12 protein-coding genes are annotated in these 16,313 nt (G+C 66.8%); 5 read left to right on the plus strand and 7 right to left on the minus strand.

Annotation, left to right across the window (positions count from 1 at the left end):
- The first annotated feature begins 172 nt into the window (after positions 1–172).
- Positions 173–2,161, plus strand: coding sequence for a molybdopterin-containing oxidoreductase family protein (locus CG716_RS26500; RefSeq protein ID WP_094484121.1), 1,989 nt, complete (start codon positions 173–175; stop codon positions 2,159–2,161).
- Positions 2,162–2,183: 22 nt separating this feature from the next.
- Here the strand turns inward: CG716_RS26500 and CG716_RS26505 are convergent, their stop codons facing one another.
- The gene (locus tag CG716_RS26505) at positions 2,184–4,805 is read right to left on the minus strand and encodes an AAA family ATPase (protein WP_094484122.1); all 2,622 of its coding nucleotides are present in this window, start codon (positions 4,803–4,805) and stop codon (positions 2,184–2,186) included.
- Positions 4,802–5,953, minus strand: a complete 1,152-nt coding sequence (locus tag CG716_RS26510; protein WP_094484123.1) for a metallophosphoesterase family protein — start codon at positions 5,951–5,953, stop codon at positions 4,802–4,804. Before CG716_RS26510 ends, CG716_RS26505 begins: the two co-directional genes overlap by 4 nt.
- 147 nt (positions 5,954–6,100) lie before the next feature.
- On the opposite strand from CG716_RS26510, the gene CG716_RS26515 reads away from it, so the two are divergent.
- A complete protein-coding gene (locus CG716_RS26515; protein ID WP_094484148.1) occupies positions 6,101–6,577 on the plus strand; it encodes a SixA phosphatase family protein in 477 nt (158 codons plus the stop codon).
- On the opposite strand, the gene CG716_RS26520 is transcribed toward CG716_RS26515, so the two are convergent.
- Together CG716_RS26520 and CG716_RS26525 are read right to left on the minus strand one after the other, a co-directional pair.
- On the minus strand, positions 6,578–7,096 hold the full coding sequence (locus CG716_RS26520) for a DUF3558 domain-containing protein (protein ID WP_410430792.1): 519 nt from the start codon (positions 7,094–7,096) through the stop codon (positions 6,578–6,580).
- A 26-nt stretch (positions 7,097–7,122) separates the two neighbouring features.
- Positions 7,123–7,680: a DUF3558 domain-containing protein gene (locus tag CG716_RS26525; RefSeq protein WP_094484149.1), complete on the minus strand. Its 558-nt coding sequence runs from the start codon at positions 7,678–7,680 to the stop codon at positions 7,123–7,125.
- A 165-nt stretch (positions 7,681–7,845) separates the two neighbouring features.
- Between CG716_RS26525 and CG716_RS26530 the strand changes: the two genes are divergently transcribed.
- The gene (locus CG716_RS26530) at positions 7,846–9,591 is read left to right on the plus strand and encodes an ABC transporter ATP-binding protein (protein ID WP_094484125.1); all 1,746 of its coding nucleotides are present in this window, start codon (positions 7,846–7,848) and stop codon (positions 9,589–9,591) included.
- An 11-nt stretch (positions 9,592–9,602) separates the two neighbouring features.
- Positions 9,603–11,495: an ABC transporter ATP-binding protein gene (locus CG716_RS26535; protein WP_094484126.1), complete on the plus strand. Its 1,893-nt coding sequence runs from the start codon at positions 9,603–9,605 to the stop codon at positions 11,493–11,495.
- Between the two features lie 42 nt (positions 11,496–11,537).
- On the opposite strand, the gene CG716_RS26540 is transcribed toward CG716_RS26535, so the two are convergent.
- Together CG716_RS26540 and CG716_RS26545 are read right to left on the minus strand one after the other, a co-directional pair.
- A complete protein-coding gene (locus CG716_RS26540) occupies positions 11,538–12,968 on the minus strand; it encodes an APC family permease (RefSeq protein ID WP_094484127.1) in 1,431 nt (476 codons plus the stop codon).
- Between the two features lie 37 nt (positions 12,969–13,005).
- On the minus strand, positions 13,006–14,103 hold the full coding sequence (locus tag CG716_RS26545) for an alcohol dehydrogenase catalytic domain-containing protein (protein ID WP_094484128.1): 1,098 nt from the start codon (positions 14,101–14,103) through the stop codon (positions 13,006–13,008).
- Between the two features lie 125 nt (positions 14,104–14,228).
- Here CG716_RS26545 and CG716_RS26550 point away from each other — a divergent pair, with 125 nt between their 5' ends.
- Positions 14,229–15,683 carry a PucR family transcriptional regulator gene (locus CG716_RS26550; RefSeq protein ID WP_094484150.1) on the plus strand — a complete coding sequence of 485 codons (1,455 nt, stop codon included), beginning with the start codon at positions 14,229–14,231 and terminating at the stop codon, positions 15,681–15,683.
- Positions 15,684–15,715: 32 nt separating this feature from the next.
- Here the strand turns inward: CG716_RS26550 and CG716_RS26555 are convergent, their stop codons facing one another.
- Entirely contained in the window at positions 15,716–16,291 is a 576-nt protein-coding gene (locus tag CG716_RS26555) for an ATP-binding transcription factor AbmR (protein WP_094484129.1), read from the minus strand.
- Between the last annotated feature and the right edge of the window lie 22 nt (positions 16,292–16,313).

Here is a 16,313-nt window from a genome sequence, read left to right on the forward strand (position 1 = left end):
GTTCCGCACCGAGTACACCGGGACGACGCCGCGCGACCATCTCGGGCTGGGCAACGTCGCCGACGCGCAGGTGGTGCGTTGGGTGAGGCTTTGCCCGCCGCGAGCTGAGCATTCGCTCAGCATTTCGTCAATTTCAAGTACTTGGCACGGTGGGCGAGTAGCTTGCCTGACTATGCACACGGTGCGCAGCTTCTGCCGGGTCTGCACGTCGGTTTGTGGCATCCTCGTCGACGTCGAGGGCGACGAGGTGATCCGCGTCCGCGGCGACAAGGACCACCCTTTCTCCCAGGGCTATACCTGCGGGAAAGGCCGCGCACTGCCGCAGCTGCACCACCATCCCGACCGTCTTGAACAGCCGCAGATGCGGGTGGACGGCCAATTGCAGGACACCTCGTGGCACACCTGCCTGGACGACCTGGCCACCCGACTGAAGGCGATCATCGACGAACACGGACCCTCGGCGGTCGGCTTCTACTTCAGCACCATGGAAAGCGCAGGCTTCCGGATGGCCGAAGCCCTGCACGCCGCCATCGGCACCCCGGCCAAGTTCAGTCCGCTGACCATCGACGGCACCGCCAAACCGTTGATCTCGGACCTGGTGGGCGGATTCATGGGCCTGTCCGGGCGAACGGACCTCGACAACTGCGACTTTCTGATGCTGGTTGGCGTTAATCCTGTTGTCTCCCATGGCCATGCGATCTCGATGCCGAACCCGACGGGCACGGTGCGCGACATCGCCAAGCGCGGACAGGTCTGGGTGATCGACCCACGACGGACCGAGACCGCCCGGCTGGCCACCGGCCATCTGGCGCCGCGCCCCAGTACCGACCATGCGGTGCTGGCGTACTTGGTCCGCGAGATCCTGATCGACGGCAGGAAACCCGATGTGCCCGTGCAGGGCCTGGAAGAGCTGACCGCCGCTGTCGAGCCGTTCACCCTCGAGCACACCGCGTCGCTGACCGACGTCCCCGGGCACGAGTTAGCGCGGTTGGCGACGGCTGTCCGCGAAGCCGGTTGTGTCGCAATCGAAACCGGCACCGGCGTGACGATGACAGCCGATCGCGGCAACGTCACCCAGTGGCTGGCGTGGGTGCTGATGATCCTCACCGGCGCGATGAACCGGCCGGGCGGCACCTGGTTCCACCCCGGCTTCGCTTACCAGCTCGAAGTTTTCGGCGATCTACTGCCGATCACGCCGGTCGAGGGATCGTTCGGTCCCGGCCCCCGCAGTCGCCCCGAGGCTCAAGCGTTCATCAACGAATGGCCGTGCGCCGTGCTGCCCGACGAGGTCGCGGCCGGGAACATCCGCGCGCTGATCAACGTCGGCGGCAGCCTGGTGACGTGCATGCCCGAGACGGGCAAGTTGATCCCGGCCCTGCAGAACCTCGAGGTGTTCGCGACCACCGAGATCATCAACAACGAGACCACGCAATTGGCCACGCACGTGCTGCCGACTAAGGATCCGCTGGAACGGTCCGACATCACCCTTCACGACGTGCTGAGTTCGCGGGTCTCCGTGCAGTACACGCCTCCCGTCGTAGCCCCGGTCGGCGAGCGGCGATCGATGTGGTGGGTGTTCGCCGAACTCGGCCGACGACTCGGCTACGACATGGGCAATCTGGGAGATCCTGACACGAGCACCGACGACGACGTGCTCGCAGTGCTACTGGCGGGCGCCCGGTCCACCTTCGACGACGTGGCGGCCACGGGTTGGGCCGAGGCGCCGCAGCCGCTGCCGGCGCCGTGGGTCGATGAGCACATTGAGCGAATGGGTGGCTGGCGGCTGGCTCCCCCGCTGCTGGTTGACCAGCTCACCGCCCTGCAACCGGCGTCCGCGCCACTGATGATGGTGCCGCGCCGACAGCGCAACAAGCTCAACGGCCAGCTTGATTTTCTGGGTGAACGCGCCGACATCCTCATCAGTCCGGCGGACGGCGAGGCCGCTGGGATTGTCAACGGCCAACCGGTGACCGTGCGTAGCGCCAGCGGCGAATTGACCGGTGTGGCAAAGGTTGACGACTCCATCAGGCGGGGAGTCGTGTCGATCCCACATGGCCATCACGACGCCAATGTCAATCGGTTGACCAACAAAGACGACATCGACCGAGTGACCGGAATGGTGCGCTACTCGGGCATTCCTGTGAGCCTGCACCCCGGCTGATTGCGATTCGGCGCGGAATCGCTCAGGCGGTCAGTTCGATGACGTGCGCGTCCTGCACGCCGATGTAGCGAGTGGGTGTGCAGGTGAGAACGATGACCTGCCCGTTGTCGCCCACGGTGTCGAACACGGCGCCCATCTTGGTCAACCGGTCGGGGTCGGTGAAACCCAGCGCGTCGTCGATGACCACCGGCACGGTGTCCTCGGTCGCGACCAGCGCCGCTCCGGCCAGCCGGGCCAGAATACCGAGTTGCTCCTTGGCGCCACCCGACAGAGATTCGTAGGGAACGGTACGACCGTCCAACGTACGGTTGCAGATTCGCAGATCACTGTCGATCTCGACTTCGAAGGTCGGTCCGAACACCGGGCGTCCCAGTCGCTCGATCTCGGTGCGGAACGGCGCGACATAGCGCTGCCTGGTGTTGTCCCGGTGACGTGTCATCACCGACCGCAGCAGCTGGGCCGACCTGGCCCGGCGGGACACCCGCGAATGCTCGGCGAACGCGTGCTCCCAGGCGATCTGGGCGGCGTCGAGGCTGCCCTTGCGTCCCTCGTTGCCCATCACCCCGAGCTCGACGCTGATGTCGTTGAGCGCCTGCCCGATTCCGGTGTGTTCGCGTTCCAGCTCCGCAGCCGCTGCGGTAGCTGCATTCAATTCCGCTTGCACCGCAACGGGATCCGCCGCAGCATAACGCTGTGCAAGCTCGGCGACCGCGCCGTCGGCCTGACGGCGCGCCTCGATGTCGGCTGCGGCTTGTTCGGCGATCTGCTCATCACCGGCAATCGCCCGCTGGTCGGCGAGACGCCGGGTCGCGGCCTCGAGCTCAGCACTGGCGTCGGCGAGCTTCGAACGCAGAACCGTTGCCTGCGTGCTCTTTTCGGTCAGTTGGACGTTGGCACCTGCAACGGCCCGCTGGTGCAGATCGGCTTGGGCGCGTGCGCTCTCGCGCGCCTCGACGGCCGCGACGAACGCGGCCCGCGCGGCACCACCGTCGACACCTGCGGCGACGAGCGCGGGCGAGATCGCCTCGCGCAGGGATGCCAACCGCGCGCGCATCTGGGTGACGCCCTCGTCTTCGCAGAGGCCGGCCAGGGTGGCGGCCAACTGATCGCGGGTGCTGGCCAGCGCGCGGCGGCGCTGCTCGATCAGCCGCGCGGAATCCAGGTCGGCAGCCCCACCTTGCTGCAGCGCTTCGGCCAAAACCCGTTGCGCCGCTTCGAGCTTGGCCTGGGCTCCCGAGGTAGTGGCGCCCGGGTCGATCCGCACACTGACCATCCCCGGCAGCTCCACGGTGGTCGGTGACGAACTCGCCGGCGCCCAGCGCTGGCCCGCCGACAACCGGACGGTCTGCTCCCCTACCGTCAGTTCGAGGTCGGTCGCCGCGGTGAATTCGACCGTCGCGGCGGTCAGCGCGAGCTGAGCCTCGATGCGTTCGACCAGCGCCGAGGCCGACTCGATGTCGGCCATGACGTCGCTGGTCAGCGTGATCTCGGCGAGCTCGCGGTTCAGCCCGGCCAGCTGTTGCTCGGCCGACTCGATGCGTTCCAGGCGCGCGGCCAGCCGTTGCGCCTGCTCATTTCCGGCCAGCGCGTCCACCACCCGGCGGGTCTCATCGACTGCTTCGGAGGCAGCGTTGAACGCGGTGGCCGATTCTCCCGTTGCGGCATAGGCCATTTCGACCACTTCGCGGGCGGTGTGCTCAGCCTCGATGGCGGCGGCCAGTTTGGATCGCACCTCGGTGACGGCCACGGTGCGTGCGGCCACGTCATCGCGCAGTCGCACCCGTTCGGTCTGCGCGGCGCTCGACGCGGCGCAGGTTCCCTGCGCCGCGGTCGCGACGAGCTCGGCCTTCCGCAGCTCGCCGGCGAGCTCGCCCAGCGCGCCGGCCGCCGCCAGGGCGGCGGCCAAGCGCTGGGCGATGCCGTCCCGGTGAGCCGTCAACCCGGCCAGCCGCTCCGCCAGCTCCGCGTGCCTGTGCACCCGATCGTCGACTTCGGCCACAGCGGCCGCGCAACGGGCTACGTCGTCGTCGGCACTGCGCAGTTGGGCGATCGCCGCCGCCCACTCCCCCGTCGGCCGGCCCGTCGCGGTGAAGTACCTGCCGAATTCGGCGTCGATACGTTCGATCAGCAGCGGTTCGGTACCCGACAGCGCCGCGTCGTCGCCCGCCGCCAGATCCAGGGCGCGCGACAACGCATCACACTCAGACAGGTCGACCGCGGCCGTCGAGCTGGTCTGCAATACCCGCTGCGCGTGCCACAGCGCTGTATCGACCGTCTCGGAGAGCATGGCCAGCACCCGGTCGTGGGCCTCATCCCCGGTCAGCTGCTCGCGGCGCGGCGCCAGGACGGTCAGTTCGGTCTCGCACTTCTTGTGGAAGCGCTTGCGATAGTGGAAACGGTATGGGCCCGTGCTGATCTCGGCGGTGACCTCGGAACCGACGTCCGCGTGCGTCGGCTTGACCTGCTTGACTTCCTTCTTCGTCGAGCGATCCTTGGACTCCAGCAGCAGATCGAGTGCTTCGATCATCGACGTCTTGCCGACTTCGTTGTCCCCACATACGACGACCACACCGTGATCGGGAAATTCGATGTCGCGGTGTGCGATTCCGCGGTAGTTGGTCAGGATCAGGCGGTGCAGTTTCATGCCGCACTCCCCCCGGCCAGCCGCAGCAACAGCCCCAGCGCACCCTGGGCGTCGTGGGCTGCGTCGCCGTCGCCGGAACGGGCCGCGGCGACCAGCTCGTCGACGGCAGCCGCGGCGAATCCCCCGATTCCGAGATCGTCGAACTCGCCGTCGGCAGGCATCACCGCGATGCTGGTGTGCCGCTCCCACGTACCCAGCCAGGCGAACAGCCGCACGTACTTGTCCAGGCAGGCATCGAGCGCGGCGCGGTCGGTGACGGTGAGCGAACCCGTCAATCCCAACCGCACCACCGTGCGCTCCTTGTCCGGCAGCAGGTCGAGATTGAGGTCGAGGTCCGCGATGTCACGGCTGTCGTCGACCTGGCGGTGCAGGGTGACGAACCGCCAGCGCCCGACGTCGTACGACTCGACGGTAACCGGGTGGGCCGGGTCAGCTTCGTCGATGTCGACTACCAGCACGTGACCCGGGTCCGCCTCGACGTCGTCGAAGTTGGTCACCTCGGGCGAGCCCGAGTACCAGACCCGTCCGCCACCTCCGACACAGGTGCGAGAGTGCTTGTCCCCCAAGGCGACATAGTGGACCGTGCCATGGTTGACAGCCTCGGACAGACCAGTCATCCGGATCAGCGACGGCTTGCCCGGATCCGGATCGAGCACGTCAACCCCGCCGTGGGCGACCAGGATGCGGGTGGTGCCGTCGGCGGGCAGATCGGCGAGCACGGCGGCCACCAGGTCGGTGGTCGGCGCCTTGGTACGCCAGGGGGCGACGACGAGTTGCACCCCGGGACGCACCTCCCACACCCCGTCGCGGTCCAGGACGATCACGTTGTCCGGGCATTCGGCCGTGAACAGCGCGCTGGTGTACACCGACGACGCGTCCAGCGGGTCGTGGTTGCCCGGCAGCAGATAGACCGGAACGCCGATGGCGCGCATGGCTTCCAGCGACTGGCTGATCACCTTCGGCGCGAGCTGGTTGTGCTCGAATACGTCGCCGGCCACCACGACGAACTCCGCACCGGTCCGCTGGGCCAGCGCGCCGAGCCCGGCCACCGCGTCGCGCCGGGCGGCGGAGTACCGAGGCTGGGCTTCACCTTCCAGGAAGTGCCGCGTCATGCCGAGCTGCCAGTCGGCGGTGTGCACGAATCGCATTTCCCTGGTGTCCCGTTCTCGTCTCGTCGTCGAGTGCTGCGGCGAGTGTAGGGCGCAGCGCCGACAACTCTGCGGACCTCGACCGGCATGTGCGCGTAAGGATCTACCCTTACGTCCGTGACCGCGCCACAACGCACCTTGGTGCTCATGCGCCATGCCAAGTCGGATTACCCGAACGGGGTGCCCGACCATGACCGGCCGCTGGCCGCCCGCGGAATTCGGGAAGCCAGTCTGGCCGGCGACTGGCTGCGGGCCAACGTCCCCGCGATCGATCTGGTGCTGTGCTCGTCGGCGACCAGAACCCGTCAGACCCTGGACCGCACCCAGATCAGCGCGCCGGCGACCTACTCCGAGCGGCTCTACGGTGCGACCGCGGGAACGATGATCGACGAGATCAACAACGTCGACGACGATGTCGCCACCCTGCTGGTGGTCGGCCACGAACCCACGATGAGCCACGTGGCGCTCGGCCTCGCCAATCCGGACGGATCGCACACCGGCGCCGCCGAACGCATCGCGGTGAAATACCCGACGTCGGCCATCGCGGTGCTGAGTGTTCCGGTCGGCTGGGCCGGCCTGCAGCTCAACGGCGCCGAACTCACCGCATTCCACGTGCCCCGGTAGTTAGGAGTTGGTCGCCAGCGTCAGCTCCATCAACTTGATGGCCTGACCACACGCATCGATGCCGGGCGCCTGCGGATTGACCCACCAGCCGACGACACCGGCGGCGTCGCTGGCGACTCCGCATCCACCGTTGGGATCATTGGTCCGCATCACGATCGACGGCACACCGGCGATCGCCCGGTTCTCGATCTGGTACTTGAGGAACTGGGCCACCGACTTCTCGTTGTCGAGGCTGCCCTGCTCGTACCAGAACCGGGTGATGTCGACCAGACCGGCGGGGTTGGCAGCCTGCCAGCGGCACACCGCACCGACGAACGTGCTCTGGATGTCCAGCGGATCAGCACCCACCGTCTTGGCCAGGATGTCGTTGGTGAGGACGTCGCATTCCTTGAGCAGGTTCGGGTACTGCTGCGCGGAATTGTCATTGCGCGACGTACTGCCCGAACCCGACTTCGCCGCGGTTCCGTCCACCGTCTTGGCGCAACCGCTGACCACCGCCAACGCGGTGAGGACCGTCATCGCCAGCGCAGCGGACCGGCGCGGGCTCATTTGGAATTCACGATCGATTGCCGGGTCAGTTCCTTGGCCACGTCGCAGGCCGGCGGGAAGGGCTTCTCGGCGAAGCTGACCGACCACTCGATGAAATCGTCGTTGAACTGGATGCCGACCTCGCACAGGTTGTCCCCCAGAGTCGGATCGGTGCCGACGGCGATGAATCCGCTGTGGCCCTCGATATTGATGTCCTCGACGCTGGTGCGTGACAGTTCCTCGGTCTTGCGCTCACGCCCGATGGGGCTACCCCGGTACCAGGTGAAGGAGAAGTGCGGCCCGAGAATGCCGCCGCCGGCCAGCCACTGACAGCCGATGGAGTTCTTCGCCGTGTTCACCAAGCCGGTGACCCGGGTCTGCTGGGCCATCGTCTGGTCGCTGATGCCGCCGCACTCCGGAAACATCGGGCCGTGTTTGGCGTTGCCCGGCTGCGGGGTGCTGGGCTGCGACGCTTGGTTTTGACCGGGGCCGCTGCCCGAGCCGGAGCATGCGCCGAGCGCTGGGATGGCGGCCACGATCGCGAGGGCCACCGCGAGTTGGCGCGTCGCTGTCATGCGCACCTGCTGCGAGTCACAGCATGCACTGTAGCGGCCACCCACTATCCCAACCACCGACATGCCGCTTGACCTGCCACTTTATCGCGGTTTCCTGCGGGGCGCGGTGACAGGACGCGACGCGACCCGGCCATCGCGGAATCCGGGGTGTGCGACAGTAGCGAAATGCTCCTGGCGCTGCTGAGACGGTATATCCGGCCGTACCGGCAGCTGGTCGCGGCGGTGATGACGCTGCAGACCATCAGCACCCTGGCGTCCTTGTATCTACCCACTGTCAACGCCGCGATCATCGACGACGGTGTGGCCAAGGGCGACACCGGGCTGATCACCGAATTAGGCATGGTGATGCTGGCGGTGACCGGCCTGCAGGTGGTCTGCGCGGTCGGCGCGGTCTACTTCGGCTCCCGCACCGGTATGGGCTTCGGCCGCGATCTGCGGTCGGCGATGTTCCACCAAGTCACCACGTTTTCCGCGCAGGAGACCGCGCGGTTCGGTGCGCCATCGCTGCTGACCCGGACCACCAACGACGTCCAGCAGATCCAGGTGCTGATCCAGATGACCACCACGACGCTGGTGACCGCACCGATCATGTGCATCGGCGGCATCATCATGGCGATCCATCAGGACGCCGGGCTGTCCTGGCTACTGCTGGTCAGCATTCCGGTGCTGGCGCTGTCCAACTTTTGGATCGTCTCGCGCATGCTGCCGATCTTCCGCGGCATGCAACGGCTCATCGACGGCATCAACCGGGTGTTGCGCGAACAGCTCTCCGGCATCCGGGTCATTCGCGCCTTCGCCAGGGAGCCCTTCGAGCGGGAGCGCTTCGCCGTCGCCAACGTGGCGGTGTCAGGTACCGCGCTGGCCGCCGGCCGCTGGCAGGCGCTGATGCTGCCGGTCACCACACTGACCATCAACATCTCCAGCGTCGCCCTGATCTGGTTCGGTGGGCTGCGCATCGACAGCGGCCACATGCAGGTCGGCTCGCTGATCGCGTTCCTGTCCTACTTCATGCAAATTCTGATGGCCGTGTTGATGGCCACCCTGATCCTGGTGATGCTGCCCCGCGCCGCGGTGTGCGCCGAACGGATCAGCGAGGTGCTGGGCACGCAATCCGCGGTCAGCAGCCCGGCTTCGCCGCAGCACCCGCCCGGAGGTATCCGCGGTGCGATCACCCTCGACCATGCGACGTTCCGCTACCCCGGCGCGGAGCGTGCTGTCCTGGAGGATGTTTCGCTGACCGCGCGGCCGGGGACGACGACGGCGGTGGTCGGCAGCACGGGATCCGGCAAGTCCACCCTGATCGCGCTGATCTGCCGACTCTACGACGTCACCGACGGCGCGGTCAGTGTCGACGGCATCGACGTGCGAGACTACGACACCGAAACTCTCTGGTCGACATTGGGTTTGGTGCCGCAGCGGGGTTACCTCTTCTCTGGAACGGTCGCCGACAACTTGCGCTACGGCAAAGCCGACGCCACTGAGGACGAGATGTGGTCGGCACTGCGGGTGGCAGCCGCCGACGACTTCGTGCGCGGCCATCCCGACGCACTTGATATGCGGGTCGCCCAGGGCGGCATCAACTTCTCCGGCGGTCAGCGCCAGCGGCTGGCGATCGCGCGCGCGGTGATCCGGCGTCCGGCGATCTATCTGTTCGACGACGCGTTCTCGGCCCTCGACGTCCACACCGACGCCCGTGTCCGCGCCGCTCTGCGCGAAGTGTCCGCAGACGCGACGGTGATCATTGTCTCCCAGCGTATTTCGACGGTCGCGCACGCCGACAACATCGTCGTCATCGACGGTGGCCGGGTCGTCGGGTCCGGCACCCACGGCGAGCTGCTGGCCGACTGCGAGACGTATGCGGAGTTCGCCGATTCACAGTCGGTCGGTGCCGGCGTCGGAGGCGCGCAGTGACAGGGCCCGGAATGCGCGGGGGCGGACTGCGCACGTTGACCCAGGATCCACGCCAGGCCCGCTCGCGGGACTTCACAGGGTCCGCGCTGCGGCTGATGCGGCGGCTGACCCCACAGCGGTGGCTTACCGCAGCGGTGATCGCACTGTCGATCGTGGGCATCGCGGTCGGCGTCATCGGCCCGCGCATCCTCGGGCACGCCACAGATCTGTTGTTCAACGGTGTACTCGGCCGGCAGCTGCCGGCCGGTATCACCAAGGAGCAGGCAGTCGCGGCCGCCCGGGCACGCGGCGACAACACCTTCGCCGACCTGTTGTCCGGAACCAACGTGGTGCCGGGCCGCGGTGTCGACTTCACCGCGGTAGGCCATACGCTGCTGCTGGCGCTGGGGCTGTATGTCGTTGCCGCGCTGCTGGTGTGGACGCAAGCCCGGCTGCTGAATGTGATTGTGCAACGCACCATCACGGCGCTGCGGGCCGATGTAGAGGACAAGATCCACCGGCTGCCGCTGTCCTACTTCGATTCCCGGCAACGCGGCGAATTGTTAAGCCGGGTCACCAACGATGTCGACAACATCCAGTCCTCGGTGTCGTTGACGATCAGTCAACTCCTGACGTCGGTGCTGACCGTCGTGGCCGTTCTGGCCATGATGCTGAGTATCTCGCCGCTGCTGGCGCTGCTCACTGTCGTGACAGTTCCGTTGTCGCTGTGGGTGACTCGGGTGATCGCGCGCCGTTCACAGCGGATGTTCATCGCCCAGTGGACCAATACCGGCCGGCTCAACGCCCACATCGAAGAGACCTACAGCGGCTTCACCGTGGTCAAGACGTTCGGGCACCGGGCCGCTGCCCAGGAGAAGTTCCGCGATTTCAACGAAGACGTCTACCGCGCGAGCTTCGGCGCGCAGTTCTTTTCCGGTCTGGTGTCACCGGCGACGGCGTTCATCGGCAACCTCAGCTACGTCGCGGTGGCCGTGGTCGGCGGGTACCAGGTCGCGACCGGCCAGATCACGCTGGGCAGCATCCAGGCGTTCATCCAATATGTCCGCCAGTTCAACCAGCCGCTGACCCAGGTGGCCGGCATGTACAACACGCTGCAGTCCGGTGTGGCCAGCGCTGAGCGGGTCTTCGACTTCCTCGACGAGCCCGAGGAATCACCTGACGTCCCGATGACGCTGCCGGACAACGCTATCGGACGTGTCGAGTTCCACAACGTGTGGTTCAGCTATGTACCGGGGACCCCGGTGATCGAGGATCTGTCGCTGGTTGCGCAGCCGGGTAGCACCGTGGCTATCGTCGGCCCGACCGGCGCAGGTAAGACCACCCTGGTCAACCTCCTGATGCGGTTCTACGACGTCGACTCCGGCCGGATCCTGCTCGACGGCGCCGACATCCGAGACGTAAGCCGGGAATCACTGCGCTCCCGGATCGGGATGGTGCTGCAGGACACGTGGCTGTTCGGCGGGACCATCGCCGAGAACATCGCCTACGGCAAGCCCGGGGCAGGAGAGGACGAGGTGATCGAGGCCGCACGGGCGGCCTACGTCGACCGATTCGTCCGCACTCTGCCCAACAGTTATGAGACCCGGGTCAGCGATGACGGCGGCAATATCAGCGCCGGCGAAAAACAGCTCATCACCATCGCCCGGGCGTTCTTGGCTCAGCCGCAGTTGCTGATCCTCGACGAGGCCACCAGTTCAGTGGACACCCGCACAGAGCTGTTGATTCAGCATGCGATGACCGAATTGCGCCGGGAGCGAACCAGTTTCATCATCGCGCACCGCCTGTCGACGATCCGCGACGCCGACAGCATCCTGGTGATGGAGGCCGGCCGGATCGTCGAGTCCGGTAGCCACGCCGAGCTGATCGCCCGCCGGGGCGCCTACTACCGGATGACGATCGCCTGACGACCACGCCGCCGCCCGCCCGGAGTCGGGCAATCGGCTCCGTCAGCCGACACCTTCGAGGATGTCGGTCTCGGTGTGGCCGATACGGTCGATGACCTCAGGGCTGACCCGCTTGACCCGGAAGAACCACGCCAGCGCGATGGCCACCGTGGCGAGGAAGAGATAAGGAATGACGTTCAACGGGAACGCGGGCACCGGGTAGACGTTGGCAAAAAAGGTATATGCCATCGCCACCACCGCGACAATGGCCGCGGTCCACACCAGCCGGTTCGGCATGCCGGCGCGCTTGGTGTAAGCCACGCACGCAATGGCAACCAGTGCATAGGCAACCATGTAGCCGTAGGTCCCGTACGTGTCGACCCACACGACGATGTCCATCGGATGGACACCGAGGCAGAGCAGCACAATGTCCAGCACGACGGCGGCCGGCCCGGCGATGAGCAGGACTCGGTGGGGGGTGAGATGCCCCTCGTGCGTGCGGCCAAACCGCTCGGCGACGACACCCTCCTTGCCCATCACGTAGACGATCCGGCCGACGACGTTCAACGGTGCCACCACGACCGCGAAGAACGATGCGCCCACGCCGAAGGTCAGAATCGGCGTGAACCAGGACGGCATGCCGATCATTGTGGCGATGTCCTGCAGCGGACTTGCACTGCTTGCCAGGCCTTCGTGTAGCAGTGCGATCTGCGTGTAGGCGGCGAAGACGTACAACACGCCGACCACGACCGCGCTCCAGATGATGGCTCGGGGGATCGCGGTATAGGGGTTGCGTGCTTCGCGGCCTAGCGCATCGGCAGACGAGAACCCGACAAAGCCCAAGATGCCCAGGACCATGCCCGCGGCGACTCCCTGCATCGGGACGCCGGTGAGGGAGAACTGCGACGGGTCCCAGCCGGCCGGCCCCGCCCACACCAAAGCCAGGACAAGCAGGATCGTGATGATGGTGACCGAGATGAGCTCGAGCACCAGCGACACTCGCGCGGACAACCTGATTCCCCGAATCGTGAACAGCGTGGCTAGTCCGCCCAGAACGATCGCGAGCGCGACTTGCCAGCCGACGCCGTTTGCCGGCAAGCCCAGCAGCACCAGAAAGTCGCTGGCGTAGGAGACCGCACCGCCGAGTGAACCCGCCGCGATTCCCCAACAGCCGATCAGCAAGGTCACACCGGCCAGGTAGGCGCCGAACGGTCCGAGGCCCTTGGCGACGTATGTGTAGAGAGAGCCGGCCGACGCGTTGCGTCGCGCGAATACCACCACGCAGTACCCGACCGCCAAAATCACCACGGTGGCAAGTGCGAAGGACAGCACGGTGCCGTTACCTGCGCTGACGTAGATCGCAGCGGCGGTGAAGGCGATCACCGCGCTGGGTGCGATGTTGGCGATGGCCTGGGCGGCGAGTTCGGGACCCGACATGACGCCGTGGCGGAGTCCCGCATCGGTAGGCGTTGCCGCGCCGGTGGTGTTCGACATGATGGACGCTCCAGCAGTTTTCGGTGAAGGGGGTGAGTTAGGGGATGAGCAAGGTGCGAAGTGCTTCGCCGGACTCCAGGTCGTCGAAGGCGGCGGCCGCTTCCGCCAGCGGGCGCCGGGCCCAGATCAGCGGGTCTAGTTTGAGTTGGCCGTCCATGTACCGGTCGACCAACGCCGGGATGTCGATCGAGGGACGTACCGACCCATAGTTGGACCCGAGAATCCGCTGGTCGGCCTCGGCCAGCACCAGAGGTTCGAACGCCGCTTTGGCCCCGGTCCGCGGCAGACCCACGATCACCGCGGCTCCGCCGAGGCCGAGCATCTGGATGGCCTGTTCGGTGGTGCTCGTATGACCGAACGCGTCGAAGGCGTAGTCGACCCCGTCCGGAACGAGGGCGAAGAGTTGCTCTACGGGGTCGCCGAGCGACGCGTCGATGCGGTCGGTGGCACCGAATTGCATTGCGAGCCGGGTCTTGTCGGCCAGCACATCGATCGCGATGATGCGCTCGGCGCCGGCCAGCCTGGCCCCTTGGGCGACGTTGAGTCCTACTCCGCCACAACCGATCACCGCGACAGTCGCCCCCGGTTCCACCGCGGCGGTGTTCAGTACCGCACCGACTCCGGTTGCGACCGCGCAGCCGACCACAGCGATGACATCCAAGGGGGCATCGTCGCGGACCTTGACCGCGCCGGATGCCGGGACCACGACCTCCTCGGCAAAGGACGAGACTCCCAGATAGTGGTGGAGCGGGGTGCCATTGCGGGACAGCCGCGAGGTGCCGTCGAACAGGACGCCCTTCGGGCCCACGATGGTCGCCACTTTCTGGCAGCGCGCCTCGTGCCCGGATCGGCAATAACGGCATTGACCACACGGCGGCACCCAGGACAGCACCACGTGGTCGCCGACAGCCAGCGAGGTCACGCCTTCGCCGAGTTCGACAACCACCCCTGACCCTTCATGGCCCATCACCAGCGGCGCCGGCGCGTCCCAGTCACCCCGCTTGACGTGCAGGTCCGAGTGGCAGACGCCGGCCGCAGCGATCCGCACTCGAACTTCGCCCTCGTTCGGCCCGGCGAGGTCGACATCGGTGTGCTCGATGGGGCTGTGTTGGTCTCGAAAGACGATTGCTTTCACGAATTTCCTTGTCGGCGTATCGACGTGCAGCGAACGCACCGAATGTTAGGGAACCGGCGACCGTCCCGTCACTGTGAAAATTTGTGGATCTGTTCGTCGATTTCATCATTCTGTACACTCCCCCAATGGCCTACGACGTGCGCGCCGTGGCGGCCTTCCTCGGATCTGAACTTGCGGCGGGCACGGTCGATGCCGGAGTCACCGTCGGGGAAGCAATCACGCTCGACCGGCTGGTGGTCGGCAGTCCGCCCGGTTTCGCGAGCCTGGTGATCGGCACTCCCGGGGAGTTTGCCGCGGCCCTGGACAACGAAGAACGGTTGGCGCCACTGGCCACCTGCGTCGCCGTTGTGGCAGGAGCGGATTCTCAGCTCGACCTTGCGGCGCGGCTGGCCGAGGCACGGATCAGCGCGATCTTTGTTCCGGACACCCCGGCCGAAGTCGTCTACCCAACCGTGGCCGCCCTGATCGCCGCCGATCAAGCAGCCGAAGACCGCCGTGTCACAACGGGCACCAAAGTCCTGACACAGGTTGCCCGGCGTGGCGGTGTGGTCGCGGTCGTCGCGGAGATGGCTCATCGAATCGACGGCTGGGCAGTGTTACTCGACGCGCGCGGTGAGGTCATCACGACCGCGGGGGCGGGAAGTCTGCATGTGCGGGACGCCGTTGCCGTGGCGTTCCACCGGCAGGTGCGAGTCCGGCACGCGGGATTGCAGGTCCACCCGGTCGGGCAAGGCGAGGACATCAGTGCCCACCTGGTCATCGGCGCCCGCGGACCGACCAGTCGCAGTCGCGATCTCGCCTCGCAGGCGGCCGCACTGTTGGATCTCCTGCTCCGCACCGCGGACAACCCAGCTACCGAGCGGCTCGGCCGGGAGGTGATGCTGGCGACATTGCTGCGGGGTGGCTCGGACGCATCGGCGCTACTGCGGCGGTGGGGTGTGCACGAACGATCGCTGACCGCGTTCGCGGTGGCGTCGCGATCGAGAGCCATTGACCCAGAACGCCTCGCGATCCGCTGGCTGGACGATCTCGGGGCCACTCATGTCATTGCCGAGCAAGGGGGCAAGGTGCTGGGGTTCATTCGCGACGAAAGCGCCGCCGACCTGGCGGCGATAGTGGAAGGGCTGAGCACCGATGCCCGCACGCCGCTTCGGCTGGGCCTGGGCTCCCCCGCCAAGGCGCAGATGTTGGCACGCTCGGCGGCAGAAGCCACCCAAGCGCTGGAAGTAGCGGTGGTGGATGCCCGGCCGGTCGTCTGGTATCGCTCGCTGGCAACAGTGAGCTACGTACTGGAGAATCTGGGCGACGGCCCCATAGCGCGTATCGCAGCGGTGCTCGACCCGCTTCGAGATGAGGAAGGCCGGCACGGCACATTGATCCGGACGCTCGAGATCTACTTGGCCGAACACGGTGTGTGGGGTGCGGCCGCGACCCGGTTGGGAATTCACCGCCAGACGCTGACGAGCCGAATCCAGCGGGTCGAAGCGCTAACCGGAATGTCGATGGCGAACCCCGACGACCGCGCGACCGCCTGGCTGGCCATCCGCGCCCTGGACACCGACAGCGAAGCGCGCCAATGACGTTCGCGTCCCGTCGCCGATGACGAGGTGACCTACAGCCCGGGACCTTCGGCGCGTAGGTCGTCGACCTCGGCCATCGCCGAACGCAGCTTGGCCAGCCACTCGTCGGCATGCTCACCGACCAGACGTACGCACCACGCCAACGCATCGGAGCGCGACCGGGCGACCCCGGCGTCTACCAGGGTGTCGAGCACCTGACGCTCGGGCTGCTTGAGTCGCGTCATCACCGGAACGGCGATGTGGGTGAACAGGATCCGCTCAAAGCCGTCGTCGCCGACCGCCCCGACTTCGACGCCCCAGGAGACCTTGCGGCCGTACCTGTCCTGGGCCTCGTCAGCGATGTGCATCCGCTCGGCACGGGTGTCCTCGCGGAACCGCGCCGCCCGACCGGAGGCTCGCGCCTCGCTGTCGGGCTTATCGGCGGATTCGGGCAGCCGCCCGACGACGGTGATCTCCTCGCGATCGACGATCACGGTCGGGTCTGCGGTGAACCAGCCGTCGGGAAGCCGCCCGGCGAACCATTCGCCGGCGTCGGTGGCGTCGGGTTGATCGGCCTGCTGCCAGCCACCGGGGCGACCGGGCCGACGATGCATGTGACTGTGTTTCATGAATTACATGATTACATCGTTG

The organism is Mycolicibacterium sphagni, assembly GCF_002250655.1.
GTDB lineage: Bacteria > Actinomycetota > Actinomycetes > Mycobacteriales > Mycobacteriaceae > Mycobacterium > Mycobacterium sphagni.

What these genes read in the sequence shown, in the direction of transcription:
- CG716_RS26500 (WP_094484121.1), top strand. Translation starts at nt 173, where the DNA reads ATGCACACGGTGCGCAGCTTCTGCCGGGTCTGCACGTCGGTTTGTGGC.
- CG716_RS26505 (WP_094484122.1), bottom strand. Translation starts at nt 4,805, where the DNA reads ATGAAACTGCACCGCCTGATCCTGACCAACTACCGCGGAATCGCACAC.
- CG716_RS26510 (WP_094484123.1), bottom strand. Translation starts at nt 5,953, where the DNA reads ATGCGATTCGTGCACACCGCCGACTGGCAGCTCGGCATGACGCGGCAC.
- CG716_RS26515 (WP_094484148.1), top strand. Translation starts at nt 6,101, where the DNA reads ATGCGCCATGCCAAGTCGGATTACCCGAACGGGGTGCCCGACCATGAC.
- CG716_RS26520 (WP_410430792.1), bottom strand. Translation starts at nt 7,096, where the DNA reads ATGACGGTCCTCACCGCGTTGGCGGTGGTCAGCGGTTGCGCCAAGACG.
- CG716_RS26525 (WP_094484149.1), bottom strand. Translation starts at nt 7,680, where the DNA reads ATGACAGCGACGCGCCAACTCGCGGTGGCCCTCGCGATCGTGGCCGCC.
- CG716_RS26530 (WP_094484125.1), top strand. Translation starts at nt 7,846, where the DNA reads ATGCTCCTGGCGCTGCTGAGACGGTATATCCGGCCGTACCGGCAGCTG.
- CG716_RS26535 (WP_094484126.1), top strand. Translation starts at nt 9,603, where the DNA reads ATGCGCGGGGGCGGACTGCGCACGTTGACCCAGGATCCACGCCAGGCC.
- CG716_RS26540 (WP_094484127.1), bottom strand. Translation starts at nt 12,968, where the DNA reads ATGTCGAACACCACCGGCGCGGCAACGCCTACCGATGCGGGACTCCGC.
- CG716_RS26550 (WP_094484150.1), top strand. Translation starts at nt 14,229, where the DNA reads ATGGCCTACGACGTGCGCGCCGTGGCGGCCTTCCTCGGATCTGAACTT.
- CG716_RS26555 (WP_094484129.1), bottom strand. Translation starts at nt 16,291, where the DNA reads ATGAAACACAGTCACATGCATCGTCGGCCCGGTCGCCCCGGTGGCTGG.